This window comes from Acinetobacter sp. 24-47-67 (genome assembly GCF_056779735.1).
In genome coordinates, this window is the sequence record NZ_JBWYIK010000001.1 from 737,741 (window position 1) to 754,351 (window position 16,611).

At 39.0% G+C, this 16,611-nt stretch carries 13 protein-coding genes; 4 read left to right on the forward strand and 9 right to left on the reverse strand.

Annotated elements, in window-relative coordinates:
- Positions 1-18 precede the first annotated feature (18 nt).
- A complete protein-coding gene (htpX, locus tag AC1M9K_RS03760) occupies positions 19-924 on the forward strand; it encodes a protease HtpX (protein ID WP_035266954.1) in 906 nt (301 codons plus the stop codon).
- Between the two features lie 60 nt (positions 925-984).
- On the opposite strand, the gene AC1M9K_RS03765 is transcribed toward htpX, so the two are convergent.
- The 3 genes from AC1M9K_RS03765 to AC1M9K_RS03775 all read right to left on the reverse strand — a co-directional run bounded on the left by AC1M9K_RS03765 (position 985) and on the right by AC1M9K_RS03775 (position 6,204).
- Positions 985-1,560, reverse strand: a complete 576-nt coding sequence (locus AC1M9K_RS03765) for a DUF4112 domain-containing protein (RefSeq protein ID WP_481588540.1) — start codon at positions 1,558-1,560, stop codon at positions 985-987.
- 40 nt (positions 1,561-1,600) lie between these two features.
- Entirely contained in the window at positions 1,601-2,938 is a 1,338-nt protein-coding gene (mgtE, locus tag AC1M9K_RS03770) for a magnesium transporter (protein WP_481588569.1), read from the reverse strand.
- Positions 2,939-3,096: 158 nt separating this feature from the next.
- Entirely contained in the window at positions 3,097-6,204 is a 3,108-nt protein-coding gene (locus AC1M9K_RS03775; protein WP_481588541.1) for a multidrug efflux RND transporter permease subunit, read from the reverse strand.
- A 329-nt stretch (positions 6,205-6,533) separates the two neighbouring features.
- On the opposite strand from AC1M9K_RS03775, the gene AC1M9K_RS03780 reads away from it, so the two are divergent.
- Positions 6,534-7,763, forward strand: coding sequence for a hypothetical protein (locus AC1M9K_RS03780; protein WP_481588542.1), 1,230 nt, complete (start codon positions 6,534-6,536; stop codon positions 7,761-7,763).
- Between the two features lie 35 nt (positions 7,764-7,798).
- On the opposite strand, the gene AC1M9K_RS03785 is transcribed toward AC1M9K_RS03780, so the two are convergent.
- From AC1M9K_RS03785 to AC1M9K_RS03805, 5 genes are all read right to left on the reverse strand, one after another.
- Complete coding sequence (locus AC1M9K_RS03785; protein ID WP_481588543.1) at positions 7,799-8,968, reverse strand: LuxR C-terminal-related transcriptional regulator; 1,170 nt, start codon at positions 8,966-8,968, stop codon at positions 7,799-7,801.
- A gap of 149 nt (positions 8,969-9,117) precedes the next feature.
- On the reverse strand, positions 9,118-10,752 hold the full coding sequence (groL, locus tag AC1M9K_RS03790; protein WP_035266940.1) for a chaperonin GroEL: 1,635 nt from the start codon (positions 10,750-10,752) through the stop codon (positions 9,118-9,120).
- A 69-nt stretch (positions 10,753-10,821) separates the two neighbouring features.
- Positions 10,822-11,112 carry a co-chaperone GroES gene (locus tag AC1M9K_RS03795; protein ID WP_004810787.1) on the reverse strand — a complete coding sequence of 97 codons (291 nt, stop codon included), beginning with the start codon at positions 11,110-11,112 and terminating at the stop codon, positions 10,822-10,824.
- A gap of 169 nt (positions 11,113-11,281) precedes the next feature.
- Positions 11,282-12,058, reverse strand: a complete 777-nt coding sequence (locus AC1M9K_RS03800) for a metallophosphoesterase family protein (protein ID WP_481588544.1) — start codon at positions 12,056-12,058, stop codon at positions 11,282-11,284.
- The gene (locus AC1M9K_RS03805) at positions 12,055-12,978 is read right to left on the reverse strand and encodes a diacylglycerol/lipid kinase family protein (protein ID WP_180028129.1); all 924 of its coding nucleotides are present in this window, start codon (positions 12,976-12,978) and stop codon (positions 12,055-12,057) included. Before AC1M9K_RS03805 ends, AC1M9K_RS03800 begins: the two co-directional genes overlap by 4 nt.
- A 407-nt stretch (positions 12,979-13,385) precedes the next feature.
- Between AC1M9K_RS03805 and AC1M9K_RS03810 the strand changes: the two genes are divergently transcribed.
- Together AC1M9K_RS03810 and AC1M9K_RS03815 are read left to right on the forward strand one after the other, a co-directional pair.
- Entirely contained in the window at positions 13,386-15,215 is a 1,830-nt protein-coding gene (locus tag AC1M9K_RS03810) for a phosphoenolpyruvate carboxykinase (GTP) (protein ID WP_481588545.1), read from the forward strand.
- 143 nt (positions 15,216-15,358) lie between these two features.
- On the forward strand, positions 15,359-15,790 hold the full coding sequence (locus AC1M9K_RS03815) for a hypothetical protein (protein ID WP_481588546.1): 432 nt from the start codon (positions 15,359-15,361) through the stop codon (positions 15,788-15,790).
- 11 nt (positions 15,791-15,801) lie between these two features.
- Here the strand turns inward: AC1M9K_RS03815 and AC1M9K_RS03820 are convergent, their stop codons facing one another.
- Positions 15,802-16,482: a class I SAM-dependent methyltransferase gene (locus AC1M9K_RS03820; protein ID WP_481588547.1), complete on the reverse strand. Its 681-nt coding sequence runs from the start codon at positions 16,480-16,482 to the stop codon at positions 15,802-15,804.
- Between the last annotated feature and the right edge of the window lie 129 nt (positions 16,483-16,611).

The following is a 16,611-nucleotide window of genomic DNA, read 5'->3' on the forward strand; positions in this document are numbered from 1 at the left end:
TATAAGAGGATTTTCTCGATGATGCGGATTGGTTTGTTTTTGCTGACCAACCTCGCGGTACTGGTGGTAGCTGGCATAATCTTGTCACTCTTCGGTGTCGGTAGTTACCATGGCGCGGGTGGCTTGAATCTTGGCAATTTACTTGTGATCTGTTTTGTCTTTGGTATGGTGGGTTCTTTAATCTCCCTATTCATGTCAAAGTGGATTGCAAAGAAAACCACAGGTACAGAGTTAATTGATCCCAATGCTCCACGCAACCAAGCGGAAGCATGGTTACTCAATGAAGTGGCACAACTTTCTCAACGTGCTGGTATTAAAATGCCAGAAGTTGGTATTTTCCCATCTTATCAATCAAATGCTTTCGCAACTGGTTGGAACAAAAACGATGCTTTAGTCGCTGTTTCAACAGGCTTATTGGAACGCATGAATAAAGATGAATTACGTGCAGTGTTGGCGCATGAAATTGGTCACGTTGCAAATGGTGACATGGTCACCCTTGCTTTAGTCCAAGGTGTAGTCAACGCGTTTGTGATGTTCTTCGCGCGTATCGTCGGCGACTTTGTAGATCGAAACGTATTTGGTCGTGAAGAAGGTGAAGCACCAGGCTGGAGCTATTTCCTCATTACAATCGTGTTAGATATCGTATTCGGTATTCTTGCTTCGGCAATTGTGATGTGGTTCTCTCGCTATCGTGAATATCGTGCTGATGAGGCTGGCGCGCGTTTAGCAGGTAAACAAGCCATGATCAGTGCATTACTTCGCTTGCAAGCAGAAACTGAAATGCCAGATCAAATGCCTAAAGAAATGAAAGCGTTCTCAATTTCATCAGGTCGTGAAGAAGGATTCAGCCTTGCTGCACTCTTCCAAACACACCCAACAATTGAGCAACGTGTAGCAGCATTACAACAACTTGATTGTCCTTAATCTGCATCTAAAAAAAGCCTCCATACGGAGGCTTTTTTAATGGACTCAATCTATAACACTTTAAATAGATTGAAACCATTGCCATAAGAACGTGACACCAAACCATAAGGCAACAGCAAAAATACTTAAAAACAGAAGACCCAGTAAATCAGGAATATGAATCCAAATCCATGCCACGACAGGATTTCGCCAGAAGGCAGAGTTCTGCTGTTTACGCTCTAAGTTTTCATGTAAAAATGGGTGTACCACATGATGGTCTGAATGAATCTGATACTCTTCACGAATATGATCATGAACCACATCTAAAGCCTTGCGACTCGGTCGAATAAACACATCAAAGAGTGTACCTGCAACAGGGATTAAACCTACTACACCATCCATCACAGCAAGTTTAAGCACGCCATTCAATTTAGATTGGGGCACACCGATTTTTCGAGCTTGTAATACTGCATAACACGTAAGTACAAATCCAGCTACGTCACCCGCCACAGGAATCGTACTCAATGCTGCATCAGCCCCTACCCCTTGTTTAGTGAATGGAATTCTTACGACGGAATCCATCATGTTTGCGAACTTGGCAAGATCGCGTTCCATTTTGATGACTTCAGCTTGGGTTAATTTATTTTTATTTGTCATTTAAGCAACATCCTGCAAAGATACTCCATCAGTCATAGCCTTAGAATAAGAGTTGTGAAGCAATAAATAAATAGACCAATACACCAGTTGCATCACATATTGAAGTGACCAAGGGTGCAGATGCGCTTGCGGGATCGAGTCCTAGTTTATTGAGTACAAATGGTAAACTCATCCCGATCAGACAGCCCATCATGACAATACCCATCATACTGATCGCAAGCACTAAAGCGACCATCATATCTCCACGGATATAGCCAAGAATTGAAACAGCTGCAGCCATCGTTGCACCCAGACATAGAGCAACCATCGCTTCACGACCAAGCAACACAAACCAATCCTTGGCTTTTACATCGCCAGTTGCGATTGCTCGAACCATCAAGGTTGCAGATTGGGAGCCTGCGTTACCACCACTCCCAACCAATAGCGGTAAAAAGAAAACCAAAACAATATGCGCAGCAATGATGTCTTCATAATGGGCGATCCCAATACTCGAAAGTAGGCTGCCAAAGACCAGAAACACTAGCCAAAAAACACGTTGTCTAAATAACAATAATATTGGTGCTGAACGAATACTGATATTTTCTTTAAGCTCTACCGCCCCACTTTTCAAAAAGTCCTCGGTAAATTCTTCTTGGAATACATCCATAGCATCATCATAAGTGACGATACCGAGTAGATGATCATCATGATCTAAAATGGGTAAGGCGATAAAATCATAGTGGCTTAATTTTTTTGCCACTGATTCCTGATCTTCATCCACCCGTCCGTAAATGACCTCAGTGGTCATGACTTCTTGTACCGTTTTATCCAAAGGTGCTTGCACAATTTCTCGAAGAGAAATTACACCCTCAAGTTTCTGAAGTTGATTGGTAATATAGATCAGATATAAAGTTTCAGTATCTTTAGCAGAATGGCGCAAAATCTCTAAAGCTTGTTGCATTGAGATGTCTGATGGCAAAGTGACATAATCAGATGTCATGATCGCACCAGCTGTTTCCTCAGCATACAATGCCAAAGATTGAACTTGCTGCTTCGTTTCTCGATCTAAATTCGCAAAAATAAATGTTTTAATTTGATCCGGTAAAGCTTTGTACAAATCTGTTCGAGCGTCTGAATGCATTGAACCAATTAACTGGACTGTACTTTTGCCGTCCATTTTTTTAACCAGCTGTACTTGATGATTGAGGGGCAAAAACTCAAATACATATGCTGCGTTTTCTAAATGGTGGATAAGTTGTATTTGTTGATCAATTTCTAATTGCTGTAAAAACAAAGCCAAATCTGCAGGATTAATCGTATCCGCAATATGATCAATCTGAGCGACATCAGAATTGATCAATGCTTGTTGTAATGCTTCAATTTTATGATCTTGTTTAATTTGATCCATAATCGCTTCATTTATTATCGTTTAGAATTACGCAAGGCATGCTAACACTAATTGAAAATGTTAGTGCGTATTGATCTTGTCAAAAACTGATATTTAAAAATGGATTAGATCAACCGCAGTACCATACTCTTTATACTGCGGATACCACATTAAGTTTCAGATGCTGATTTTGATTTATATTTGAAAATATTCCGAACGATAACAAACATAAAGGGAATAAAGGCTAGAACTAAAATTGTGCCGAAAATTACCCCCCCAAGGACACTGACACCAATTTCTTGACGACTGGCAGCACCCGCACCTGAAGCAAATACCAAAGGTATAACCCCTGCACCAAAAGCAAGCGAGGTCATTAAAATTGGACGTAAGCGCAAACTTGCACCTTGTAAAGCAGCAGCAATCGCGTTAGCTCCACGCTCCTGAGCCATTGCCGCAAATTCAACAATTAAGATGGCATTTTTACATGACAACCCAATCGTCGTAAGTAACGCAATTTGGAAGTAAATATCGTTTGGAAATCCGACCAACCAACTAAAAATAATATTACCGCCAATACCCAATGGAATAGCAGCAATCACAACAGAAGGTATCGACCAACTTTCATATAAGGCAGCTAAACATAGAAAGATAAAGCCAACAGAGATGAGATAAAGCCAAATGGCTTGTGTACTCGATTGTTGCTCTTGAAACGATAATCCACTCCACGCTAGCCCAACCCCGTCCAATTGATCAACCATAGACTTGATATCACGCATTGCAGCACCACTGCTCACATTTTTTGCAGTGTCTGCTTCCATTTGTAGCGCGGAATAACCTTGGAAACGAGTCACCACATCAGGGCCTCCATCCCAATCCACAGTGGCAAAATTACCAAATGAAATCATTTGATTTTGATTATTTCGTACAGACCATAAATTGAGATCTTCAGGCTTTGAACGATACTCGGCATCCCCCTGCATCATGACGCGTTTAATACGTCCGCGATCAATAAAGTCGTTCACATAAGAACCACCCCAAGCTGCAGCCAAAGTGCTATTAATCGCAGATTGTGAAAGACCATTCGCCATCACTAATTTTTGATTGATATTCACTTTCAATTTGGCTTTATCTGGATTAGAGCGTTTGCCCAAATTTTCAAAAGTCGTGAAGTTGATTGCCTGTAGTTCTAGCGCTTGAAATTGATCTTCTAAATACTGTCGTCCTTGTCCATTTAAATCTTGCAGCCAAAACTCGATGCCGTTTGAATCGCCAAGACCACTTACAGAACCTGGCAAACTCACCATAATCCGAGCGCGACTGTCTTTTCTAAAGAACTCCATCGCTCGTTCACGAATGGATTGTGCAGAGTTTGCCTCACCTGGACGATCATCCCAATGATGTAATGCTACAAATCCTGTTCCTAAATTTTGACCCGTTCCTGAAAAATTTCGTCCATAACGAATTTGAACCAACCTAACATTCTGTTTTTCTTGTTCAAGAAAATACTCTCGAATACTTTCACCAACAAGCTGACTTTCTGTCATAGGTGCGCCTTCAGGTAAACTGAATTGGACACTGATAAAACCTTGATCTTCACTTGGAATAAAGCTGGTTGGAAGCGACTTATAAAACAAAGCAAAAATCACAATTAACCCAGCAAAACTGGTTAAAACGATCCATTTTAGTGACAGGCTTTTTTCAACCCACTTTAGATAATGCAATCGTAATGATTCCATTTTTGTATTAAACCATGTCGCCCATTTTGCTTCTTGTTGTTTAGGTTTAAGAATAATCGCACACAATGCTGGTGTGAGAATTAACGCGACCAACAATGACAGTGACATGGCTGCAATCAAGGTAATTGAAAACTGACGGTATATAACTCCTGTCGATCCTGTAAAAAAAGCCATCGGAATAAATACTGCAGTTAGCACCACTGTAATTCCAATTAAAGCCCCCGTCATCTCTTGCATAGATAAGATAGACGCTTGCTTTGCAGATAGCCCCTTTTCATGCATCAAACGTTCGACATTTTCGACCACCACAATTGCATCATCTACAAGTAATCCAATCGCAAGAACTAATGCAAAAAGTGTCAATGTATTGATGGTCATTCCGAGCGCAAATAAGACGGCGAAAGTGCCCAAAATAACAATTGGAACCGTGACCGTTGGAATAAGTGTTGCGCGCCAGCTTTGTAAAAAGATAAACATGACCAACACGACCAAGATAATGGCTTCAACTAAGGTCTTTACAACTTCTTTAATGGACTCTTGAACAAACGGCGTGTTATCTCGTGGGTAGACAATTTGATAGCCTTCAGGAAGTTTTTTCTTAATGTCCTCAAGTACTTCTTTAATTTTAGCTGAGGTTGCAAGAGCATTTGCACCAGATGACATTGAAACAGCCAAGCCTGCTGAAGGTGATCCATTAATGGTATTAAAAGCTTGATAATTTTCAGCACCTAACTCAATGCGTGCTACATCTTTTAAATAAATAAAACTTCCATCAGGGGTCGCTTTGACAATGATATTTTTAAATTCATCGACTGTTCTTAGTCGTGATCCAGCGGTAACTTTTGCATTAAGATACTGGTCTGCTACTGTCGGTAAATCTCCGATTCCACCTGCAGCAACTTGTGTATTTTGTGCTTCAATTGCGGCACGAATATCACTAGGCATCAACTGATATTGTTTCAATAAGTTCGGATCTAGCCAAATACGCATGGCATATTGAGAACCAAAGACATCAACCTCACCAACACCTTCTACACGCGCAATTTCTGGTTCAATGTAATCAGCCAAATAATCTGACAACGCAATATTATTACTTTGGTTCGTAGTATCATATAACCCCACCACCATAAAGGTGTCACCTAAGGATTTATAGACATTGACCCCTTGACGCTGCACGTCTTCAGGCAAACGATTGATCACCCCATTAATGCTATTTTGAACTTGGACTTGTGCTGTGTCTGGATCAGTTCCGTTTTCAAAACTTAAACTAATTCGACTATTCCCAGATGCATTACTGGTAGAGCTAAAATAAAGTAAGTTATCAATTCCTTTAATTTGTTGTTCTATGACCTGTGTGACACTTTCCTCAACTGTTTCGGCATCAGCTCCTGTGTAAGTTGCTGATACAGTAATTCTTGGCGGAGCAATATCAGGATAGCGTTCTACCGGTAAGCTCATCACCGCAAATATACCAATTGCCATGACAATAATCGCAAGTACGCCAGCAAAAATAGGTCGTTCAATAAAGAACTTAGATAACATAGTCGTTAAGCCGTCAAAAGAATTCTAGAAAGTGTTTTCATTAAAATATATAAAAATTTAATTGATATTCAGTGACTATGAATAAAAAAACAAGAACTAATAACAGAAACGATCAACATTGATCGAATTAAGAAGAAAATATGAAGCCCTCACCTATGAACCGCTTATCTGATCTTTCAAAAAAAAATATGCGCAATTTCTCAAAAGTAAAAAATTTCTAAAATTACGCAGCATTAATGCCATCACCCCCTCCCAATTTGAGGATAGTCATATTCAATTTTTTAAAACTATATTCGAGGTACAAAAATACGAATGATTTGGGGGAAATGATGAAAAAAGCTCTTATAACACTGGCGCTCAGTACCTGTTTAGCAGCTTGTGGTGGTTCGGATAAATCCGCAAAAAATGATGATCAGATTAAAATAGGAATACTGACTGACAGCCCAGTAGCAGGTGCGACATATATCGTGAATGGCAATAATGACAATGCGAAGAAGACCAATGCAAATGGGGAGTTTGAATATCGAGATGGAGATGTCATTACATTTAAAATTGGTGATATCGAAATTGGTACCGTACAAGGTTTAGCTCGTGTGACACCAAATGAACTCGTGAATGAAGATTTAAATGCAGATGAACGTAACAAGAGAATTATCAATCTACTGATTTTTTTACAATCATTGGATATCGATGAGGATAAAGAGACCATACAAATCCCAGATGATGTTTCAAATTTCTCGCCAACATCGATTGATTTCAGCAATGCGACAAGTGATTTTAGAGAGCGACTTCAAGGTCAAATTATCAATATTCCTGAAATTGCCTCCAATATAGTAGTCAGTGAAGAGCAAGCTAAAGAACATTTTAGCAGCTCACTGCTCAAAGATATTCAAGGCGTATGGTATGCAAAAAATGATGAGTCTGAAATTGTGTTATTTATTGGAGAGAATGGCGAATATATGCTCGGTGAACCAATCCCGAACGAGCCTAATAGTTCTTCAAATGGCATGGAATACGCCAAAATAAATCTAGATGCCCTAAGTGGAAGTTTATACGCTTCTTCAATAAATATTACTACGCCTGTGATTGATACCAATGAAGATTGGGGACTTCTCGATCATGGGGAATCGCGTTCAATGAAACTATCTTTTGATGGTTCTATACTTAAGATTTCTGAAGCTGAAAATCCTGATGAAAGTGCAGAGTTTACGCGAGTTCCTCGAAATAATAGTGGAATTGTAGGCGCATGGCAGTCCTCAAGTGGTAAACAAATTTTCGTATTTAATTCTAATAACACTTTTATTATGGTTGATGCTGTTGGCGATGATCAACCAGATCCATATGACGGACCTTGTGGTGGCCCTGGTATTGAGTATGGTCGTTATCAATTACGCGACAACAAGCTCTTTGTTACCACGCCCCTCAGCATTGATACAAATGGTTGTGCTGGATTATCCAATACAGACGCGCATTTAGGCTTACCATTACAAATTTCTACTCAAAGTTTAAGCTTTACCGTAGCAGATGAAGGCACATTTACACTGACCAGAATGAATTAATTTTATCCCCCTTCAACATCTTCGTTAAAGGGGGATTATTCAATATGCTGAAAAGCATCAATAAATTCGATCAAAATCCGCATCATTTCAGCTTGTGAGGAGCATCCTAACTTCTGATAAATCGTTTTCAGATATGTCCGCAGTGAACTCAGCGTAATCCCACATTTCAAAGCAATATTTTCAAGATGCTGATCGTCCATAAAATGCTGACAAATTTCAATTTCTCGAGCTGTCAGTTGGAATGTTGACTTCAGTAATATTTTAGACAAGCGTTTTCGATCCTGCATTTTTGATAAGAATAATGCAACTTGATTATTGTCTAAGATCATTGAATCTGACAGCACCTTAAGTGGTGAGACTGTGATTAAGTAAGCAGATTGATGTCGATCGCTATATAACTGCATTGCACCCCCAACTTCTTCTTGATCATGCCTCTCTAATGAATAACGCTCATTCTTTTTGAAAGTGCTCTGCACCAATTTTTTTAATTGAGCATTATAAGGCTCGATTATTTTTAATCTGTTATGCAAATCTATTTCAATCATACTCGTATCATTCAAACAATCCTTCGCATACTGATTCACAAATCTCACTTCTAGATTAGATTGAACGACGAGCACACCCACATTCAACTTATCTAAAATTTCGGTGTAATTACTTCTATCATTTTGAAGAAGCTTAATTTGTCGATGAATTTGAATCGCTCTTCTAAAGTGTTTTGCGAGTCTTTCTAAACTTTGTAATTCGGCAGTATCATAAGCAGCTTCATCTGATGGTCGATGTACCGCAAGCACGCCCCATTTATATTTTCCATACTCTAACAATACCCCACTGAGATAACAGATGTTTGAAGGAACTAAACAATATTCATAAAAGTTCTTCAAATCCTCATTATCTGTTTCAGCATATGATCGACAATCAATTTGATAGGCATGCTCTAATCCATAGGTATTCATTAACTGACCATGAATACGCATGTCTACGACATCTAAGTTATACGTTTGATAATTTTGAATTCCATCAATCGGGATATTAATGGTGTAAATAAAATTTTGTTCGGGCCGAAGCTGATCAAAGTAAGTAAAGATCGCCGTTGAACTCTGTGTAAATTCCACGACCTGTTTTAAAACATTTTCCCAGTGATGTGGCTTTAAGGCAGCCTCATAAATTTCTTCTATGATTTGATTTTCTTGAACAGTTAACATCATCACCCCCAATCATGGTGTTAATGTTCCATTAGATTAGCGCTCTACTAGGCTTTTATTCAATATTTACAATAGTATTCAAATATTTATCAGACAGATGACAAAAAAATCCCCGCTTAAAGCGGGGATTTTTTAGGCTGTGGGATGAATTACATCATACCGCCCATACCACCCATACCGCCCATGTCAGGCATAGCTGGTTTATCTTCTGGGATCTCTGTAATCATGCACTCAGTTGTTAACATTAAGCCCGCAACAGACGCAGCATGCTCAAGTGCAGAACGAGTAACTTTCGCTGGATCAAGGATACCCATCTCTAGCATATCGCCGTATTCACCAGTCGCAGCGTTATAACCGAAGTTGCCTTCGCCATTTTTAACTGCATTAATCACTACAGATGGTTCATCACCTGCGTTAGATACGATTTGACGAAGTGGCGCTTCAATCGCACGACGAAGGATGTTGATACCTACGTTTTGATCATCGTTAATACCCGTTACACCGTCAAGTGCTTTAGCTGCACGTACTAATGCAACACCACCACCCGCAACAACACCTTCTTCAACAGCAGCACGAGTTGCATGAAGAGCATCGTCTACACGATCTTTCTTCTCTTTCATTTCAACTTCAGTTGCAGCACCGATTTTGATCACTGCTACACCGCCTGCTAATTTAGCAACACGCTCTTGAAGTTTTTCTTTGTCGTATTCTGAAGTTGATTCCTCAATTTGCGCACGAATTTGTTGAACACGCTCAGCAATTTGATTCGCATCGCCTGCACCATCAACAATCACTGTGTTTTCTTTAGATACAGTTACTTTGTGTGCAGTACCTAAATGTTCAAGTGTTGTTTGATCTAACTGCATACCGATTTCTTCAGAAATCACAGTACCACCAGTTAAGATCGCGATATCTTGAAGCATTGCTTTACGACGATCACCGAAGCCTGGTGCTTTAACAGCACATACTTTGATGATGCCACGCATGTTGTTTACAACAAGCGTTGCAAGTGCTTCACCTTCAACATCTTCAGCGATGATTAGAAGTGGTTTACCTGTTTTCGCAACTGCCTCAAGAACAGTAATCAACTCACGGATGTTGCTTACTTTCTTATCAACAAGAAGGATAAATGGGTTTTCCAATTCAGCAGTCAATGTATCTTGTTTGTTTGCGAAGTATGGAGAAATATAACCACGGTCAAACTGCATACCCTCTACAACATCTAGAGAATCTTCAAAGCCTGAACCTTCTTCAACAGTGATTACACCTTCTTTACCCACTTTTTCCATCGCTTGAGCGATCAGTGAACCAACAGTCGTATCAGAGTTCGCAGAAATCGAACCAACTTGTTCAATCGCTTTCGAATCAGATGCTGGTTTAGCCGTTGCTTTAATATCTGCAACAACAGCTTTAACTGCAATATCAATACCGCGTTTCAAGTCCATTGGGTTCATACCCGCAGTTACTGACTTGATCCCTTCGTTCAAAATTGCTTGAGCCAAAACAGTTGCCGTTGTAGTACCGTCACCTGCGATGTCATTTGTTTTAGAAGAAACTTCACGAACAAGTTGAGCACCCATGTTTTCAAACTTGTCTTTTAATGTGATTTCTTTCGCTACAGAAACACCATCTTTAGTGATGTGTGGCGCACCGAATGAACGATCGATAACTACGTTACGGCCTTTAGGACCAAGTGTAACTTTAACCGCATCTGCAAGGATATTCACACCTGCGATCATTTTTGTGCGAGCTGAATCACCAAACTTAACGTCTTTAGCTGACATATTTGACTCCGAATATTATTAAAATTACTAAATCTGATTGATTAAATGAGTAGTATTAAAAAGAATCAATTAGCCTTCTAAAACAGCTAAAATATCTGACTCTTTCATGATTAATAGTTCTTCGCCATCTACTTTCACAGTTGTTCCTGCATAAGTACCAAACAATACCTTGTCACCTACTTTTACATCTAAAGCGCGAACGCCATTGTCAGTGATCTGACCATTACCAACTGCAATAATTTCACCTTGAGCAGGCTTTTCTGCAGCAGAACCTGGCAATAAAATGCCGCCAGCTGTTTTTGTTTCTTCTTCAACACGACGAATTACTACACGGTCATGTAATGGACGAATGTTGCTCATAAAAATACTCCATCAGACTAAGTCTTTTGATTAATAGTCGTGATCTTAATTTCCTTAGATCACCACCAAAATTATTTGATTTCACTTTTGTGGGGATGGAAAAAATTGCTTCAAGGGGAAAATGAAAAAAAATTTAATTTTTTGTATTTTTTTTAGGCATTCCGATAATTTAGCCTTCATTCCGATTTGCAACTAAATAAAATTTCTTGAATCTCGAATCAAAGCGATATTCACGCACCTTCAGTTTTTCATCAATTAGATTAAAACTATTAGAAAAGTCATGATGTAAACGATGTGACGTAGCGGTACCTGCATGAATATCCAATATTGGATGTTGAGCATTAAGTTGGAAAATCTTATTCAGATCATAAACAGCAGATACATGTAAATGACCATGTAGAATTGCATTCAACCCTGAGCTTGCCCATGTCTTTAGGGCTTTTTCAGTATTTTTAGGACGATCTTTAGACATATTTATACCGTGATCACCACTATAGAAAGGTTGATGCGTAAGCAGAATTTTTAATTTATCTTGAGGAGCTTCCTTAATTTTTTGATCAACATCCTGAATTTGAAACTCAGTAATACGACCTTTGGTATGGTACTTAGGGTGAATTGTATTGATTCCTATAATATAAAAATGCTCAGTTTCTAAGGTCTGTTCCATGTCACCAAAAAACAACTTATACCGATGAAACGGACTTAAAAATCTGCGCCATAAATGAAACAAAGGAATATCGTGATTACCCGGAATCACAATATAAGGAACATTAAGTTCTTCTAGAAATTTTTTGCAGTGATAAAACTGTGAAAATCTTGCCCTTTGAGTGAGATCACCACTGACCACAACAGCTTCGATCAAATGTTCTGCAACAAAGTGAGCAATTGCATCTAAACAGTCTTGTTGCTCAGTTCCAAAATGCAAATCAGACAAATGTAAAATCATTGTGGCACCATTAAGGTCAGTGCATTTCTTTCAACATGAATATCTAATGGTGAATCCAGTTGAATAATTTCTCCATCGATTGCTACTGTCATTTTTTTTTGATGAGAACGTATTCGCACATGATCCGCACTAAAACTATATACGTCTGCTGCCTGATCTAATTTTCCACGAATGAGTTGGATGAGTGTTTTAAAAATACTCAGCTTATCCGTGCGAGCAAGTACAACTCCCGCAACCCGACCCTCTTCTGCCGTTTTAGCGATATTGAGGTTCATTTCTTTTAATTGAAGTTGGTTATTGCCTAAAAATAATAAAGGAGTTTTAACTGCATAATTCACACCATCCACCTCAATTTCTAACTTTAATTCTTTACGATCACGAATCAACACATCTAAGCCAGAAGTATAGGCATGTAATGGTAGACGCCCTAGTTTTTGGTTATATAACTCTCTTTTTTTAATAAACAATGGATAAAGACCCAAACTCGCATTATTTAGATAAATGGCATCATTAATTTTTGCCACATGTACCGCTTTAGGCTTACCTTCAACCACCAGTTTTGCAGCTTCGAGAATATCTAAAGGAATATTCAAAACCCGTGCAACATAATTGAATGTCCCTAAAGGTAAAATTACCAAAGGGATGGTTTGATGTAATAAATAATTAGCCACAGAATTTAACGTTCCATCCCCGCCAGCAACCACAATCACCCCCTGATTATCATGATTTAAATGTCGAAGATGAACTTTTTCGATGAGTGCTTGAACACTCATTTCTGAAGCAATATCAAAAACTTGTATTTCAAAACCTAGATCTGTCCAGTAATGCATAAGTTGTTCATAAATTTGATCATTATTGGTGGCATGAAATCCAGATTTTTCATTAAAAATCATAGACAAAGGCTTTAGCATTGAATTCATTTTATGAGTTTAAAAATTGAATTACTTTAAAATTTCGTCTATTTACTACTCAATTAAAAGCCAATTTATGTAATTTTTAAATGATGTTCATTTGATTTTTCGATGATGAGAATTGATCTCACATTTTAATTAAGTTTTTATTTTAAATGAATATTTTAACTATAAATACCAAACATAAAAATTAAAAATAAAAAATAAATCACTCATTTTTTAAAAAAATATCAAATAATTACATAAACTTAACACCAATCAAGTCTTAAGCACAATTTAAGCCTTTGGTCTTATTTTTTTTAAGAAAATATGCTTTAATACAGCCACTTTTTTTTCATACTGAATCTAGAGTCTGCAAACCAGCATCTAGATATTATTTGTACACCACATTGTACACTTTTGATATAGGCCTCACCATGACCCAAGTGAACGCACCAGAATTCGTTCGTCACCCTAAGCTTATTGCTTGGGTGGAAGAGATTGCTAAACTAACAAAACCAGCAAAAATTGAATGGTGTGACGGTAGCGCAGAAGAATATCAACGTTATATCGACTTGATGATCGCTAACGGCACAATGCAAGCGCTTAACCAAGAAAAGCACCCTGGTTCATATCTTGCAAACTCTGATCCTTCTGACGTTGCTCGTGTTGAAGACCGTACTTTTATCTGCTCTGAAAACAAAGAAGATGCTGGCGCAACTAACAACTGGGAAGCTCCAGCGGTTATGCGTGAAAAATTAAACGGTTTATTTGACGGTTCTATGAAAGGTCGTACTTTGTACGTTGTACCTTTCTCTATGGGACCTTTAGGTTCTCATATTGCTCACATTGGTATCGAACTTACTGACTCTCCTTATGTTGCAGTCAGCATGTCTAAAATGGCTCGCATGGGTAAAGCTGTTTATGACGTTCTAGGCACTGATGGCGAATTTGTTCCATGTGTACACACTGTAGGTGCACCATTGGAAGAAGGTCAAAAAGACGTTGCTTGGCCTTGCAACAAAGAAAAATACATCGTTCATTATCCAGAAACTCGTGAAATTTGGTCATTTGGTTCTGGTTATGGTGGTAACGCATTGCTTGGTAAAAAATGCTTAGCATTACGTATCGCATCATTCATGGGTCGTCAGCAAGGCTGGTTAGCTGAACACATGCTCATCCTTGGTGTGACAAATCCACAAGGTGAAAAACACTACATCGCAGCTGCATTCCCATCTGCTTGTGGTAAAACAAACTTTGCAATGTTAATTCCACCAGCAGGTTATGAAGGCTGGAAGATTGAAACTGTAGGTGACGATATTGCTTGGATCAAACCAGGTGAAGATGGTCGCTTATATGCAATCAATCCTGAAGCAGGTTTCTTCGGTGTAGCTCCTGGCACAAATACAAAGACGAACCCGAACTGTATGGCTACGCTTCATAAAGACGTGATCTATACAAACGTTGCCGTGACTGACAACGGTGAAGTATGGTGGGAAGGTCTTTCTAAAGAAGCACCTGCCAACCTAACTAACTGGAAAGGTCAACCACATACTGGTGAAGAAAAAGCAGCTCATCCAAATGCGCGTTTCACAGTTTCAGCTGGTCAATGCCCTTCTATTGATGCTGACTGGGAAAATCCAGCAGGTGTTCCAATCTCTGCGTTCATCTTTGGTGGTCGCCGTGCGGACACAGTGCCTCTAATTTCAGAAGCATTTGACTGGGTTGACGGTGTTTATAAAGCTGCAACGATGGGTTCTGAAACAACTGCTGCTGCTGTTGGTCAACAAGGTATTGTTCGTCGCGATCCATTTGCGATGCTTCCATTTGCTGGCTACAACATGGCTGACTACTTCACACATTGGTTAGAAATGGGTGAGAAAGTTGGTGAGAAAGCTGCAGCTGCTGGTAACAAGCTTCCTGGTATTTACAACGTGAACTGGTTCCGTCGTGATGCTGAAGGCAACTTTGTATGGCCTGGTTTCGGTCAAAACATGCGTGTTCTTGAGTGGATTATCGATCGCTGTGAAGGTCGTGCTGACGCTGTTGAAACTCCAATTGGTCGTGTTCCAACTTACGAACAGTTGAACTGGACTGGTTCAGACTTTACGAAAGAGCAATTTGACCTTGTGACTTCTCAAGACAAAGAGCAATGGATCAAAGAACTTGAAAGCCATACTGAATTATTTAACAAACTTGGTGATCGTTTACCAGAAGCGTTGAAAAAACGTCAAGCTGAGCTTTTAGAAGCGGTTAAATCTGCTTAAGCATGATGAGAAAAAAGGTCACTTCGGTGACCTTTTTTTTACTTCAAACAAACTGAATAAAGTGTATTTAGTAACGTTTATTAGTACCAATAAGTTGTCACACTTATGGCATACTGATTTAAACAGCTTATTAGGATCAAATAATGAAAAAAATAGAAATGATTGGCTCTTGTTTAATCGCCCTTATGCTTACAGCCTGTCAATCTGTTCCGCGACAGCACAATGGAGCTACAGGATATCAAATTGAAAATAAATCAGAGAATTCTGCCAATATTTCGTATACCCTCTCTGCACGCGCCAACCAAAATATTGATGAACACAAATTACAACGTACTTGCCAACAAGTTCTAGGGCACACTCAACGATATAAAACCACCATTTTGAGTGTAAATGAAATTGCTAATCCCAATTATAAAACTCAAGAAACTCAACAGGTTCAAATTGGTCAATCACGAACATCATTCGGATTCTCAAACACTCAAAGCCTATACAGCAATGAAGACTACAATACACGTCTTTCTTTAGAAACTAAGCCTAGCCTCTTACAAGTCGTTCGCTTTAACTGCACACTCTAAACTTAGGACACTCAATGTACTTCATTGAGTGTCTTATAAAAACTGACATTTCTAAATTCAGGTGATTCATCCAAGTCTGGCCATGTCGTTGCACTGCGTTCATCAAGCTTTTCATACTTCGGATGACTAAAGTTTTTTACACGACTATCCGCCACCCACACCTCAGGTGCAAATTTTAAAAACTCATCTAAGAAGAAACGATTGCACTGGTCATACAACACATCAGCCGCCAACAAGATATCAACCTGCTCAGCTTTATATAAGTCATCCAAATATTCAAGCTCAACATCATTCAATTCAGCATTGGCACGACACGCATCCAAACCAACTTGGTCGATATCACAGCAAATGACACGCTTTGCCCCAGCCATTTTCGCCGCAATCGCAACTACGCCTGAACCTGCGCCAAAGTCTAAAACCACTTTGTCTTTCACATGATGCGGTTCAGCCAATAACCATTGTGACATTGCTAAACCCGATGCCCAACAGAAAATCCAATATGGAGTATCATTCCAAATTCGACGAATAACTTCATCATCTAGCTTATCGGTTGGAAAAACGGGTGGAATGAGCCAAAGTGAAATTGGTGTATCAGGCAATTGCTGTGCATGAAGTTCACAATGTGGAATCACATCATGTAAGGCTTTTAGTAAATGTTCAGGCGCTTTAGGAAATTGGAAAGTACAGCTCATTTAAATTCTTTTAATTGGTATTTATATCTTTCAGGAATCTTCCCTAACCCTCTTTAGAAAAAAAAAGGCACTTCAATTTTAGATTTGAAGTTTATCCCCTACTGTGAAAAAGGAGGGTTAGGGAGGATT